At 58.1% G+C, this 14,719-nt stretch carries 10 protein-coding genes; 6 read left to right on the top strand and 4 right to left on the bottom strand.

The window, feature by feature from the left end:
* Positions 1-48: 48 nt before the first annotated feature.
* The 4 genes from betA (at position 49) to choV (ending at position 4,866) form a co-directional block, all read left to right on the top strand.
* On the top strand, positions 49-1,746 hold the full coding sequence (gene betA / locus ADIMK_RS10555; protein ID WP_036187502.1) for a choline dehydrogenase: 1,698 nt from the start codon (positions 49-51) through the stop codon (positions 1,744-1,746).
* A 112-nt stretch (positions 1,747-1,858) separates the two neighbouring features.
* The gene (locus ADIMK_RS10550; RefSeq protein ID WP_036187499.1) at positions 1,859-2,797 is read left to right on the top strand and encodes a choline ABC transporter substrate-binding protein; all 939 of its coding nucleotides are present in this window, start codon (positions 1,859-1,861) and stop codon (positions 2,795-2,797) included.
* A 19-nt stretch (positions 2,798-2,816) separates the two neighbouring features.
* On the top strand, positions 2,817-3,662 hold the full coding sequence (gene choW, locus ADIMK_RS10545; protein WP_036187496.1) for a choline ABC transporter permease subunit: 846 nt from the start codon (positions 2,817-2,819) through the stop codon (positions 3,660-3,662).
* A gap of 1 nt (position 3,663) precedes the next feature.
* Entirely contained in the window at positions 3,664-4,866 is a 1,203-nt protein-coding gene (choV, locus tag ADIMK_RS10540; RefSeq protein ID WP_036187493.1) for a choline ABC transporter ATP-binding protein, read from the top strand.
* A 73-nt stretch (positions 4,867-4,939) separates the two neighbouring features.
* On the opposite strand, the gene gbcB is transcribed toward choV, so the two are convergent.
* Entirely contained in the window at positions 4,940-6,067 is a 1,128-nt protein-coding gene (gene gbcB / locus ADIMK_RS10535; RefSeq protein ID WP_036187490.1) for a glycine betaine monooxygenase reductase subunit, read from the bottom strand.
* A 316-nt stretch (positions 6,068-6,383) separates the two neighbouring features.
* Between gbcB and gbca the strand changes: the two genes are divergently transcribed.
* Both gbca and ADIMK_RS10525 read left to right on the top strand, forming a co-directional pair.
* Entirely contained in the window at positions 6,384-7,646 is a 1,263-nt protein-coding gene (gene gbca, locus ADIMK_RS10530; RefSeq protein WP_036187487.1) for a glycine betaine monooxygenase oxygenase subunit, read from the top strand.
* A gap of 190 nt (positions 7,647-7,836) precedes the next feature.
* Positions 7,837-8,763 carry a LysR family transcriptional regulator gene (locus ADIMK_RS10525; RefSeq protein ID WP_036187484.1) on the top strand — a complete coding sequence of 309 codons (927 nt, stop codon included), beginning with the start codon at positions 7,837-7,839 and terminating at the stop codon, positions 8,761-8,763.
* 46 nt (positions 8,764-8,809) lie between these two features.
* Here ADIMK_RS10525 and ADIMK_RS10520 read toward each other — a convergent pair whose 3' ends face one another.
* From ADIMK_RS10520 to ADIMK_RS10510, 3 genes are read right to left on the bottom strand one after another with little or no spacing between them, the layout of a single operon-like run.
* Positions 8,810-10,252, bottom strand: coding sequence for an efflux transporter outer membrane subunit (locus tag ADIMK_RS10520; RefSeq protein WP_036187481.1), 1,443 nt, complete (start codon positions 10,250-10,252; stop codon positions 8,810-8,812).
* Positions 10,245-13,427, bottom strand: a complete 3,183-nt coding sequence (locus ADIMK_RS10515) for an efflux RND transporter permease subunit (protein WP_051692851.1) — start codon at positions 13,425-13,427, stop codon at positions 10,245-10,247. The genes ADIMK_RS10520 and ADIMK_RS10515 overlap by 8 nt, the downstream gene beginning before the upstream one ends.
* A gap of 16 nt (positions 13,428-13,443) precedes the next feature.
* Positions 13,444-14,601 carry an efflux RND transporter periplasmic adaptor subunit gene (locus ADIMK_RS10510; RefSeq protein WP_036187478.1) on the bottom strand — a complete coding sequence of 386 codons (1,158 nt, stop codon included), beginning with the start codon at positions 14,599-14,601 and terminating at the stop codon, positions 13,444-13,446.
* Positions 14,602-14,719 lie beyond the last annotated feature (118 nt).

The raw sequence follows: 14,719 nt of genomic DNA, 5'->3' as shown, positions 1-14,719 counted from the left end.
GGCGATATCGAATCGCCCTACGAGTAAAACCAAAGCAAAAGCAGAATTATGAATCAGAGTTTTGACTACATCATCGTTGGTGCCGGATCAGCCGGCTGCGTGCTTGCAGACCGCCTCAGCGCCGATGGCAACAGCGTGCTGCTACTGGAGGCTGGCGGGTCAGATCGCAATATTCTGATCCAGATGCCCACCGCCCTCTCCTACCCGATGAGCATGCCGCGTTACGCTTGGCAGTTCGAATCCGTTCCCGAACCGGGTCTGGACAACCGTCGCCTGCACTGCCCGCGAGGCAAGGTGCTCGGCGGCAGCTCCTCGATCAACGGTATGGTGTATGTGCGCGGGCACGCCTGTGACTTCGACGAATGGGCCGAGCACGGCGCGCAGGGTTGGAACTATGAAAACTGCCTGCCCTACTTCAAGCGCGCCGAAACCTGGTCAGGCGGTGCTGACACCTACCGTGGCGGCGACGGCCCTCTGGCGACCTGCAACGGCAACGAGATGTCGCTAAACCCGCTGTATCAGGCGTTTATCAATGCCGGTGTCGACGCAGGGTATCCGCAAACCCGGGACTACAACGGTTTCCAGCAGGAGGGGTTTGGCCCCATGCACATGACCGTGGATGGTGGTGTACGTGCCTCCACCAGCCATGCATACCTGCGCAGAGCCTTGCAACGACCCAACCTGACGCTGAAGAAAGGCGTGCACACGCGCCGCATCATTCTGGAAAACGACCGCGCGACCGGCGTGGAGTTTGACCACAAAGGACACCGTCAGACCATCAACGCCAGTAAAGAGGTGATCCTGAGCGCAGGCTCCATTGGCTCACCCCATCTGCTGCAGCTCTCGGGCATCGGCAACCCCGATGTGCTCAGGCAGGCCGGTGTCGAGGTGCGCCATGCGCTGCCCGGTGTCGGCGAAAACCTGCAGGATCATCTGGAGGTTTACTTCCAGTACCGGTGCAAGCAAGCCATCACTCTCAATGGCAAACTAGACCTAATCAGTAAGGGCCTTATCGGCACCCGATGGATTCTGCGAAAAGATGGTCTTGGCGCCACGAACCATTTCGAGTCCTGTGGTTTTATCCGCTCTCGCGCCGGACTCAAATGGCCCAACATCCAGTACCACTTCCTGCCTGCGGCCATGCGCTACGATGGCAAGAAGGCGTTCAGCGGTCACGGTTTCCAGGTGCACGTGGGGCCCAACAAGCCCGAGAGCCGCGGCACCGTTCGCATCACCAGCGCCGATCCGTACACACCGCCGGAGATCCGTTTTAACTATCTGAGCACCCAACAGGATATTCAGGACTGGCGCGACACCATCCGCCTGACCCGCGAGATTCTGGGCCAACCCGCACTGGATGACTACCGCGGCGAAGAGATTCAGCCCGGTGTGAACGTACAGAGCGACGAGGAGATCGACGCCTGGGTTCGCCAAAACGTGGAGAGCGCCTATCACCCCTCCTGCTCCTGCCGGATGGGGGCACAGGACGATGCGATGGCGGTGGTCGATCCCGAGTGCCGGGTACGAGGGCTCAAGAGCCTTCGCGTGGTGGACTCGTCGATTTTCCCCACCATCACCAACGGCAACCTGAACGCGCCAACGATTATGGTGGCCGAGCGCGCCGCTGACCTGATTCTGGGACGCGAACCCGAGACGAACCAAAACGTCGAGGTGTGGACCGACCCCCAGTGGCAGAGCCGCCAGCGCCCCGAAAAACCGAAAAGACAGATCGCAAACAGTGCCTGAAGTTGACACGCTCGCACGCGTCAGCGTCTTCCGCCCGCTCAGCCGAGCCGTGCTTGCCCGGCTGACCAGGCGGTGACTGGCCTTAAACCAGAAACCAAGGAGAGATCGAACAATGAAACTGAGCCATCTCACTACCACCGCCCTACTCGGTGCCACTCTGAGCCTGTCGCCCCTGACTCAGGCCGACGAATGCTCCACCGTGCGTTTCTCTGATGTAGGTTGGACCGATATCACGGCAACCACCGCGGTTACCACCGAACTGCTTGAAGGACTGGGTTACACAACCAAAACACAGCTCCTGTCAGTCCCTGTCACCTACAGTTCGCTGGCCAACGGCGACATCGATGTCTTTCTCGGCAACTGGATGCCTACCATGGAGGGCGATATCGCCAAATATCGCGACAATGGCACGGTCGAAACGCTCGGCGCAAACCTTGAGGGGGCCAAGTACACACTGGCCGTGCCGCAATATGTTTACGACGCGGGTGTTCACTCTTTCGCCGACATCGCCAAGTACGCCGATCAGTTCAACGACAAAATCTACGGCATTGAGCCGGGTAACGACGGCAACCGTCTGATCCAGAAAATGATCGATGACAACGCCTTTGGTCTGAAGGATTTCCAGATTGTCGAATCCAGCGAAGCGGGCATGATGTCACAGGTAAAACGTGCGGTTCGCCGCGAGAAGTGGATTGTATTCCTCGGCTGGGAGCCGCACCCGATGAATGCCAACTTCGATCTGGCATACCTTGAGGGTGGCGATGATTTCTTCGGCCCCAACTATGGCGGCGCAACGGTCTATACCAACGTACGCAAGGGATACACCCAGGCCTGCCCGAATGTCGGCGCTCTACTCAACAACCTGACATTCAGCCTCGACATGGAAAATCAGGTGATGGGTGCCATTCTTGATGATGGTGAAAAGCCCCGCGATGCCGCCAAGACCTGGCTGCAGAAGAACCCCGCTGTGCTCGATCGCTGGCTTGAAGGTGTCACCACCCTCGACGGCAAAGATGGCCTGAGCGCCGTCAAACAGCACCTGAGCCTTTAATCCACTGTAGGTACTGAGTATGGACTGGCTTACCGACCATAAAATACCGCTTGGCAGCTGGATGGAGGCGTTTGTCGACTGGCTGACGCTGAACGCGTCAGGCTTCTTCGATGCAATCTCTATCTCGCTGGAGTGGGTCATTCTTTCACTGGTCGATCTGTTCCTATGGTTTCCCGCCTGGGCGATGATCGCTCTGGTGGCCGCACTGGCCTGGGGGCTGCACCGTAAAGTATCGCTGGCGGTTTTCAGCACCGCCGCGCTGCTGCTAATCCTCAACCTGGGTTACTGGACCGAGATGATCGAGACGCTCGTGCTGGTACTGACCGCAACCGCGCTGTCGATCATGTTTGGCATACCGCTGGGTATTCTGGCCGCCCACCGGCGCTGGGTGTACACCGTCCTGCGCCCGATTCTGGACCTGATGCAGACAATCCCCACCTTCGTCTACCTGATTCCGACACTGGTGCTGTTCGGCCTCGGCGTTGTGCCAGGTCTGATCTCGACCATCATCTTCGCCATCGCCGCGCCGATCCGGCTGACCTACCTCGGCATCAGCCGAGTACCGGAAGAGCTGATCGAGGCGGGCAAGGCGTTCGGTGCAAGCCCCGGTAAACTGCTGTTCAAGGTGGAACTGCCGGCAGCGATGCCCAACATCATGGCCGGTGTCACCCAGTGCATCATGCTGTCACTGTCGATGGTGGTGATCGCAGCGCTGGTCGGTGCCGACGGTCTCGGCAAACCGGTCATACGGGCGCTCAACACCGTGAATATCTCCCAGGGTTTCGAGGCGGGCCTGGCAATCGTGCTCGTGGCGATCATTCTGGATCGTATCTGCAAGAAACCGGGCAGCTCAGAGGAGGTATAAGATGGCAGCCGTCGATATTAAGAACCTGGATGTGGTGTTCGGCAAGAATCCGGCCCGCGCGCTAGAACTGATGGACGCCGGGCTCTCCCGTCAAGAGATCATCGACCGCACAGGCGACGTGGTCGGCGTACAGAACGCAAGCCTTAGCGTTAAACAGGGCGAAATCTGTGTGCTGATGGGCCTCTCAGGCTCAGGCAAATCCAGCCTGCTGCGCGCGGTCAACGGGTTGAATCCCGTATCCCGCGGCACTCTGGAGGTGCAGGATGGCGAGCGGATGGTGGATCTTGCCCAGTGCGACGCCCTCACCCTGCGCCACCTGCGCAGCACGCGCATATCCATGGTGTTCCAGAAGTTCGCCCTGATGCCTTGGCTTGATGTGGTCGACAACGTCGCCTTCGGCCTCGAAATGCAGAACGTGGGCAAGAAAGAGCGCCGTCGACGCGCCATGGAAAAGCTTGAGATGGTCGGTCTGGCCGAGTGGCACGACAAACTGCCGCACGAACTCTCAGGCGGCATGCAGCAGCGCGTCGGCCTTGCCCGCGCCTTCGCCATGGACAGTGATATCCTGCTGATGGACGAGCCCTTCTCCGCACTCGACCCGCTGATTCGCACGCAGCTGCAGGATGAGCTGATCGAGCTTCAGGAGCGTCTTAACAAGACGATTCTGTTTGTCAGCCACGATCTGGACGAAGCACTGAAGATTGGCAGCCATATCGCGATCATGGAGTCGGCGAAGATCATCCAACATGGAAAGCCGGAAGAAATTGTGCTCAATCCAAGTACCGCCTATGTGGAAGATTTTGTCGCCCACACGAATCCACTCAACGTGTTGCGCGGTCGATCCCTGATGACCGCTATCACCGCTTTGGACGTAACAGGCGACAACTTGCAGCTTAACAAGCACGAGAACTGCCACGTGCGGATCGAGGGTGGCAAGCCGGTGGCGGCCTCTCGCGCGAATGCGCCGCTTAACCTCCTTGATTGGCAGGAGGGGCAGCCGATTGAGCAGGTCAGCGAAAATAACCTGGTGATCACCAGCCCCGACGTATCGATGCGCGCCGCTATCGAGCTGCGTTACCGCAGCGGACTACCGGTGCTGCTGTGCGAAGGCGGGCAACTGGTCGGCATGCTCTCAGACCGCGACTTCTACCACGCACTGCTGGGCAAGCACTTTACCCAGGAAACAACCAGCGACGCCGCGTAAACGCCGCGCCTGAACGTCAAAAGGCCGATCCCGTCAGGATCGGCCTTTTTGTTTCACCCCGGAGTCGATGTAATCAGTACTCCACCACCACATCACCCTGGGGGATACTGCAGCAGGTCAGAATGTAGCCTTCTGCCACATCCTCATCGGTAATACCGCCGTTGTGAGACATCTCGACCTCGCCTTCGATACGCCTCACCTTGCAGGTGCCGCAGATGCCCATACCACAGGCCTTGGGTATATGCAGCCCCACCTTGGCAGCCGCTGCGTGCACGGTTTCTCCCGGCGCGATCTGGGCGCTCTTGCCGGTTTTGGCAAAGGAAACCTGGAACAGATCGCTCGGCAACAGCGCTTCGGCTTCTTCTGCTGCACTCTCGGCATCTTGTACTGCCTGCTCCTCGATCGGCTCAGGCGTGGCACCGAAGGACTCCTCGTGGTAGCGGCTCATATCGAAACCGGCCTGCTCAAGCAGATGCTTCACCGCCTTCATGTACGGGGTCGGTCCACAGCAGAACACTTCGCGCTCCATAAAGTCAGGCGCAATCATCTGCATCTTCGCGATATCCAGATAGCCGCGGTAACCGGACCATGACTGGCCGGACTCGATACGCTCGCAGATCAGGTGCAAATGGAAGTTGGAAATTCGGGACGACATGGTTTCCAGCTCCCGCTGGAAAATCAGGTCACGCGGGGTGCGTGCGCTGTGTACGAATACCATATCCACATCGGCATTGGTGTCGAATGACCAACGCGCCATCGACATTACCGGCGTGATACCCACACCACCGGAGAGAAACAGCACCTTCTTCGCCGGGAAATCGATGCTGTTGAATACACCAACCGGGCCGTGTACGGCCAGCTCCATCCCCTCTTCCATATTGTCGTGCAGCCAGTTTGATACCAGACCGCCCGGCACCCGCTTGACGGTGATCGAGAAGCTGTACGGCACCGAAGGTGAGCTCGATATAGTATAGGAACGGAAAATCGGCTCGCCGTCGATCTCCAGCTCCAGCGTCACGAACTGTCCCGGTTTGAAGAAGAACATGACCGGTTGCTCGGCCATGAAACAGTAGGTCCGCACATCCCAGGTTTCCTGAATCGCCTTGACGCAACGAACGACATGACGGCCGTTGCTCCAGGTCTGGGTTGTCACCGGAACGAATGCGTCGTTGTTGACGATTGAAATGCTCTGGTTGTTCATGGCTGGCACGTCCAAATACGGGTGTTGGGTTATGGATCTTGTTAAGGCGCATTGTCAGTTCAAGCCCCCGTCGCCACTTACTTATTCGCGACGCGAAATTGTCTTAAAAACACCGTTTTTTACCTTTTTTACCCCCCTTGGTCTTAAACAGAATCGGTCCATGTCGCGAATAGAAAAATCGATAACCCCACGTGAAGGCAGGATTAGCTCCAAGACACCACCCCGGCATCATCCAGGAGGCCGTTCAGGGGTACCGGGTCGGTACGGAACGCAGCCCTGTCAGGGCGTAAAACCCACATCTTTTTGAGATAAACCGATGACACAGAACGATCTGCTAAACCTCAGCTACGCCAGCCTTGATCAGGCCCGTGAGGAGATGAACGGATTGCTGAAAGAGCGTCGCCGCGACTACTCCCTGCCGCAACCGCTCTATAACGACCCGCATATGTTTCGTATTGATATGGAGGAGGTCTTCCAGAAAGAGTGGCTCTTCGTTGGCATGACCAGCGAGATCCCCACCAAGGGCGACTACTTCACTGTTGATATCGGCCAGAACCCTGTACTGATCGTGCGCGGTGCCGATGGCAGCATCAACGCTTACCACAACAGCTGCCGTCACCGTGGCTCGCGTATCTGCTCCGAACACCGTGGCAAGGTGGCCAACTTGGTCTGCCCCTACCACCAGTGGACTTACGATACCAAGGGCAACCTGCTCTTCGCCGGTACCGAGATGGGTGACGAGTTCGACAAACAGAAGCACGGCCTCAAGAAGACTCACTGCAAGGTGGGCGGCGGCTTCATCTTCGTCAGCCTGGGCAAACAGGAACCCGAAGGGGATTTCGACGCATTCCTGGCGACACTGGACGAGTACATGGAGCCGTACGATGTCGAGAACACCAAGCTCGCCGTTGAATCCAACATGTACGAAAAGGCCAACTGGAAGCTGGTCATCGAGAACAACCGCGAGTGCTACCACTGCGAAGGCAGCCATCCTGAACTGCTCAACACGCTGCTGGAGTGGGACGACACCAACGACCCGCGTGCGCCGCAGTCATTCCTTGACTACTACGCCCGTCAGGCCGCCGAGTGGGAGGCCGAAGGCATCCCCCACGAGCACAAGAGCTTCGGCGTACGCAACCGTATCGTGCGTATGCCGCTGAAGGAAGGCACTCAGGTGATGACCATCGACGGTCAGGAAGGCTGCAGCAAGCTGCTGGGCCGGATCAAGAACCGTCACCTCGGTTCCATGCGTATTCTTCACCTGCCGAACTCCTGGAACCACATGCAGAGCGACCACTTCATCGTGTTCCGTGTTCTGCCGATCTCCGCTCAGGAGTCACTGGTGACCACCAAGTGGTTCGTGCACAAGGATGCCGTCGAAGGCGTGGATTACAACCCTGAACGTCTGCGTCAGGTATGGGATGCCACCAACGATCAGGACCGCCGCCTCGGAGAAGAGAACCAACTCGGTATCAACTCCGTCGGATACGAGCCGGGCCCCTACTCCAAGACTTACGAGTTCGGTGTTATCAACTTCCTGGACTGGTACACCGATACCGTCCTCAAGAACTTGGGTTAATAGCCACACACCTTAAAAGGCCGCCGTGAGGCGGCCTTTTTCATTTGGAAAAGCCCTCTACAGACACAAACGCCTGAAAATTTTCGCCGGGTGAGCAGTTGTCTGCGTTAAAATATCGATTCGGTTAACGGCGAGCCTTATGCGCTGCGTCGATGGACAACACTGAAGATATCGGGGCTGTAGTCGATCCATGATTCCAAACCAGCTGCAAACCTTTCTCGCGGTGGTCAAGAACGGCAACTTCTCAGCGGCAGCCCGGCAGCTAGGCGTCTCGTCGGCAGCCGTCAGCAAGTCGGTTGCCCAACTCGAGAAAAGCCTTGAGTTACGTCTGTTCCATCGCACCACACATTCGTTAACGCTGACGGAAGACGGCCACGACCTGCACAAACGCACCGGGCCATTGGTCGAGCAACTCGAGGACCAGATCCGGCTGAGCACCGACAAGCAGCGATCTCCGCGGGGCCGACTCAGGGTTAACCTGCCTGAAACGTTCGGTCGTTCAGTCGTGCTGCCGCTGCTCCCCTCATTCATCGAAAAGTATCCCGATATACAGCTGGATCTGAGCTTTGAAGATCGACTGGGTGACTTGGTCAAAGAGGGCGCCGACGTCGGCATAGGCGTTATGCTGAGCCCTGACAGCACGGTAATAGCGCGCGAATTTTACCGGCTTCAGCCCCTACTCGTAGCCAGCGAAGGCTATATCGAACGCCACGGCGCCCCCAGCACGCCTGAAGAGCTGTCGCAGCACAACTGCATCGCCTTTCGCTCTTCTACGACCGGACGGGTAAAGCCCTGGACTTTCAAGATTGATGGCGAGCATTTTCAGGTTGAGCCGCAAGGCAACCTGATTGTGAATGATCTCTCAGCAGGCATGAGGGCGGTCGAGATGGACCTGGGGATCGCCATGATCGGTGCCGGTCATGCTCAGACGCTCAAGGAAACCGGCAATATCAAGCGCATACTTCCTGCCTACGAGCCAGACCCCATACAAGTGCTGATCTATTACTCGTCCCGCTACTACCTGCCGGCCAAGACCCGACTGTTCATCGATCACTTGATGGAACACGCGCACGATGACAGAACCCTAAGCCTGGATGAGTGGACCCGCAGCTTATAAAAAAGCCCACCTAATGGTGGGCTAAACAGCGGGAACAACAACCACTTCACGACTGCATCAAGAACTCCACCCAACTGCCGGGAAACGCCCCATAAACGTCGGCATAAGCATTTAGCCAATCGGTCTGCACACCCACCAGCGCATCTTCCGATTCAAGCAGATCCCGCTGGGCATCAAGGTATTCAATGTAGGGCAGCTCACCTTCTTCGTATCGGGCCCGTGCCTGCTCGAACGCCTGCCGGGCAAACTGATGCCGACGGCCAATCTGATCCAGACGCTGAGTTCTGGCAGCCCAGGTCTGAATCGAACGATCTGCACGATTCAACACAATGAGAAGTGTCTTTTCGTACTCGGCCAGTACAGCCTGCTCTTCAAGCTGCGCCGCGCTCAGGCCCGCCCTTAGTGCCGACAGATTCAACAACGACCATTGCAGATGCGGCGCAACACCCAGCTGCTCACGCGTATCCCCCAGATCAAGGCTGGAGGCACTGAGCCAGCCAATGACACCCGATACACTGATATCGGGATAGAGCGCGGCCTTGGCCCCATCCGACAATGCCATCGCCTCCTCCACACGCGCCTGAGCCTTAAGCAGGTCGGGTGAACGCATCAAGGCGTGTGCCGGATCATGGAAAGCAGGTACCAGAGAATCTGTCGCCGGCAGTGCCATACGCATAACCGGCTGCGGCAGCTGATCCGAGGTTACACCGACGAGGGTGGCCAGCGTTTCCCGATAACCGGCCGCGGCTTCTTCCAGAAGTGGTCGTCTTGCCAGATACTCGTGCTGAAGGGCCTGGGCACGGTACAGTTCCAGCGGTGTCGCAACGCCCTCTTCATATCGGACCCTCAACGTCCCGACAGACTCCTGAAGGGAGTTCAACTGTTGCTCAAGCACACCCAACTGACGCTGTGTCCCGGACAACTGGGTATAGGTTTTGACAACGCCACTCACCACCTCAGCCATCACCGCTTCATGGCTATGCTGCTGATAGGCCATCTGCGCCTGCGCCTGGGCGATGGCCGCACGGATGCGTCCGAACAGATCGAGCTGCCAATCGGCTGACAGACCCAGCGATACGCTCTCCTGACGCGTCACATCAAGCCCGGAACCTGTGGTTTGCTCTCGCGACAGATTCAGGTTTGCGCCTACACCGCCCTGGGGACGACGCTGGTCACGCGCCACATCCAACCGGGCCAACTGGGCATCCAGCCGCAGTGCAGCGGCTGTCAGATCCTGATTGTTTTTCAGCGCCAGCTCGACGAGACGGTCGAGCTGAGCATCGTTGAGCGCTTCCCACCAGCGCGCTTGGGCATTAATGCCCTGCTCCGCGGGCTCTGTGACGGTCGAACTCAGCCGGCTCAAGGTATCGCTGCCCGGTTGCGACAAGGCACTATGAGGTGCCTTCACTGCGCACCCTGTCAGCGCTGCAAGCAGCGCGACGACACTGAAGCTTTTTAACGCGCTACGCTTTGCGTTTCGTTCAAACACGAGCCCCCTCCTCTTCAATCAAATCGCCCTGAATTGAACGGCGTGGGTGACGCTCCAGTGCAGTCATCGCCATATAAAACACCGGCGTGAACAGCAGACCGAACACCGTGACACCGATCATGCCGGAGAACACCGCTATACCCATCGCATGGCGCATCTCTGCGCCAGCCCCTGTTGCCAGTACCAGCGGAACGACACCGGCGGTAAACGCGATGGAGGTCATCAGGATTGGTCGCAATCTCAGGCGGCAGGCCTGCAGGATGGAGTCGAGACGCGACACGCCGCTGTGCCGCCGGTCGCGGGCAAACTCCACCATCAGGATCGCGTTTTTGCTCGCCAGAGCCACCAGCACAATCAACGCGATGCGGGTGAAGATGTTGTTATCGCCCGATGTCAGCCAGACTCCGAGCAGTGCCGAGAGGATGGTCATCGGTACAATCAGGATGATCGCCAGTGGCAGCGTCAGGCTTTCGTACTGGGCAGCCAGCACCATGAACACCAGCAGCACCACGAGCGGGAAGATATAGGCCATGGTGTTGCCAGCCAGAATCTGCTGGTAGGTGACCTCAGTCCACTCGAATGCCATACCGTCATCCAGCTGTTCACCGAGTATCCGCTCAATCGCGTCCCGCGCCTGATCGGAGCTGTACCCGGGCGCCGGATTACCGTTAAGTTCGGCACTGGGATAACCGTTGTAGTGCATGACACGGTCGGGCCCGATGGTCGGTTCCACCGTCAGCACCGAACCCAGCGGCACCATGTCGCCAGCCGCATTGCGTACCTTGAGCCGCAAGACCTGCTCGGGATCGACACGGTAATGCGCATCCGCCTGAGCATTCACCTGATAGGTTTTGCCAAACAGGTTAAAGTCGTTGACGTAGAGCGAACCCAGATAGATCTGCAGTGTCTCGAACACCTGATCCAGCGGTATCCCCTGAATCATCGCCTGTTCACGGTCCACCTCGATATCCATCTGCGGTACCTGAATGCGGAAACTGGAATAGAGCCCCACCAGCGCCGGATCTTTACCTGCTTCGGCAATCACTTTCTGCAGATTACTGAATAAGGCGTCAAACCCGAGGCTGCCGCGATCTTCGATCTGCAACTTGAAGCCGCCGGTGGTGCCCAAACCAAGAATCGGTGGCGGCGGGAATACCGCAACAAACGCCTCGTCGATACCAGCAAAACGCGCATTCAGCTGACCTGCTATCGCATTGGCGGACAGTGTCGAATCCTTGCGCTGACCGAAGTCGTCCAGCGTCACAAACACGATGCCGCTGTTTGAGCTGTTGGTGAAACCGTTCACGGACAGACCCGGGAACGACACGGTCTGGCTCACCCCCGGAGTATCGAGTGCAATCTGCTCCATCTCACGCACCACCGCTTCGGTACGATCCAGACTCGAGGCATCCGGTAGCTGTGCGATCGCCACCAGATACTGCTTATCCTGCAGCGGTATAAACCCACCGGGTACGGCATCGAACAGTTTTACCGTGCCGCCGAGCAGACCGAGATAGACGATACCGACCACCAGCCCAAGGCGGATCAGCCGTTTGACCACCTTCTCATACAGCACACCGCTACGATCAAACAAACGGTTGAAGGGCTGGAACAGCCAGCGACCGAACAACGCATTCATCAGTCGTGTCAGCAGGTCGGGCTTGGCGTCATGACCGCGCAGCAGCAGGGCCGAGAGCGCCGGCGACAGTGTCAGCGAGTTGAATGCCGAGATCAGTGTCGAGATTGTGATGGTCAGCGCAAACTGCTTGTAGAACTGTCCACTGAGGCCCTGAATGAACGCCGTCGGAATAAATACCGCACAAAGCACCAGCGCAATCGCGATAATGGGACCTGTCACCTCAGTCATCGCCTGCTTGGTCGCCGCCATCGGCGACAGGCCATTACCGATGTTGCGCTCGACGTTCTCCACCACAACGATGGCATCGTCCACCACAATACCGATGGCCAGCACCAAACCGAACAGCGACAGCGTATTGATCGATACACCGAGCCACTGCATGACGGCAAAGGTGCCGATTAGGGATACCGGCACGGCGATCAGCGGAATGATCGAGGCACGCCAGGTCTGCAGGAACAGAATCACCACGATGACAACCAGTGCAATCGCCTCCAGCAGCGTATCGATCACCGCTTCGATAGAGCCGCGCACAAATACGGTGGGGTCGTAGGCGATCTCATATGACACCCCTTGCGGGAAGCGCTGAGACAGCTCCTCCATGGTGGCGCGCACCTGATTCGACAGCTCAATGGCGTTGGCGCCGGGACGCTGAAAGATCGGGATCGCCACGGCCGTGTTGCCATTGAGCATGGCACGCAGCGAGTAGCTGTCTTCGCCCAGTTCAATCCGCGCCACATCACGCAGACGCGTGATTGCGCCGCTGGTGTCCACTTGCACCACGATATTGCCAAACTCTTCCGGGCTTTGGAGCCGCCCCTTTACGTTGAGTAGAATCTGGAACTGACTGTCGGTACTGACCGGCTGGGAGCCCAAACTGCCCGCGGCAACCTGCTGGTTCTGCGCGCGCACCGCGGCCACCACATCGCCCGGTGTCAGATTGCGCGAGGCCAATGCATCGGGCTGCAGCCACAGACGCATGGAATACTTGCCGCCGCCAAAGAGGCGCACATCACCCACCCCGGGCAAACGTGCCAACGGGTCCTTCACATAGATATCGGCATAGTTGGACAGGTAGCTGATCTCGCGATCGCCCTTTGGCGAGTACAGGTGTACCACCATGGTCAGGTTGGGCGAGGACTTCTCCGCCACCACGCCAAGGCGCTGAACATCTTCCGGCAAACGCGGCAAAGCACTGGCAACACGGTTCTGTACCTGCACCTGGGCTCGATCAAGATCGGTGCCAAGGGAAAACGTCAGTGTCAGTGTCATGCGCCCGTCTGTCGTGGCTTGAGAGAACATGTACAGCATATTTTCGATGCCGTTCATCTCCTGCTCGAGCGGTGCCGCGACAGTCTGTGCAATGACATCGGGGTTGGCCCCGGGATAATTGGCGGTCACCACTACCGTAGGTGGCACCACCTCGGGGTACTCGCTAACCGGCAGCTGGAACAGCGAGATAGCGCCCCCTACCAGAATCAGCAACGACAGCATCGCGGCAAAAATCGGACGCTGAATAAAGAAATGGCTGAATTTCATCTGTGTCGATACCTACTTATGCGGACGGCTCGAGCGCTTCACCAGTTTGCAGAAGGGTTAAACCCTGGGACTCGATCTGGACATCCCGTGGCGTCACCGGCATACCGGGCCCGACACGTGCAGGACCGTTCACCGCGATGCGATCCCTGGGATTCAGGCCCGACTCGATTACACGAAGCGCCCCGGCCCGATCCCCCAGTTCAACCTTGCGGTACTCAAGCACGTTTTCGGCGTTAATAATCAATACGAAGCGGTTTTTCAGATCGCTGCCGACTGCCCGATCCGGCACCATGATACGGGGCTGGGCATCGCTGGCTGTCAGCGTAATACGAGCAAAAGCCCCCGGACGCAGGTTCGGACTGGTAGAGTCAAACGCCGCACGTACACGCAGCGTGCCGGTCTGGTTGTTGATCTGGTTATCGATAAAGTCGACATGACCGGAATAGCTTTCAGTGCTATTACCCACCAGTTGCAGACGCGCCTGGGTCTGCCCCGATGTATCAACCTGGCTGAACGCGCTGTTCCAGGTACGCTCATCCACATCGAAGTAGGCATAGAGTCGATCGGTAGCGACCAGTCTGGTCAGTACGCTCTGCCCTGCCTGCACATTGTTACCGGCGGTGATAAATGCATTGGACGCTGTGGCGGTAATGGGCGCGCGGACCTCCGTGAACTCAAGGTTCAGGCGCGCAGCCTCCAGGGCTGCACCTACCGACGCCAACTCTGCCTGACGCTGATGTGCCAACGAGATCCGTGACTCCGCCTGCTCCTCGGACATGGCGTTGCGCCCCTGCAGGCGACGCGCCCTTTGTGCTTCGGATTGCGCCTGATGCAAGGCCGAGCGTGCTCTGCTCAACTCCGCTTCAAGACGGCGAACCTCGGCATCAAAAGGACGCGGATCAATACGGAACAAGACATCGCCCTCCTGGACGACGCTCCCCTCGGTAAATTCAATCGACTCAATCACACCGGAGACACGCGGTCTGAGTTCTATCTGCTGCGGTGATTCAAGGCGGGTTGTAAAGGTGTACTCCGGACTGAACCGGGTATAGAGCACCTGTGCCACATCGACAGGCTGAGCGCTCTGCGGAGCAGCTGCGGTCGAGTCGGCTTCCGCCGAACAGCCCGCTACCACTGCTGAAAAAAGCAAAAAGAAGAGTATACGAAGTTGCATACGCCTGACTCCGGTGTTGGGTAAAAGATGGATATTGTTAGTATTAGAGGGGGAATATCCGGCGTAGTATCTACCGGAAGGGTCAAACCGTGTACCGGGTATCAGGTTTAATTGGTTT

The sequence above is a fragment of the Marinobacterium lacunae genome (assembly GCF_000705555.1).
Classification (GTDB): domain Bacteria; phylum Pseudomonadota; class Gammaproteobacteria; order Pseudomonadales; family Balneatricaceae; genus Marinobacterium_D; species Marinobacterium_D lacunae.
This window is presented reverse-complemented; position numbering and strand designations above follow the sequence as displayed.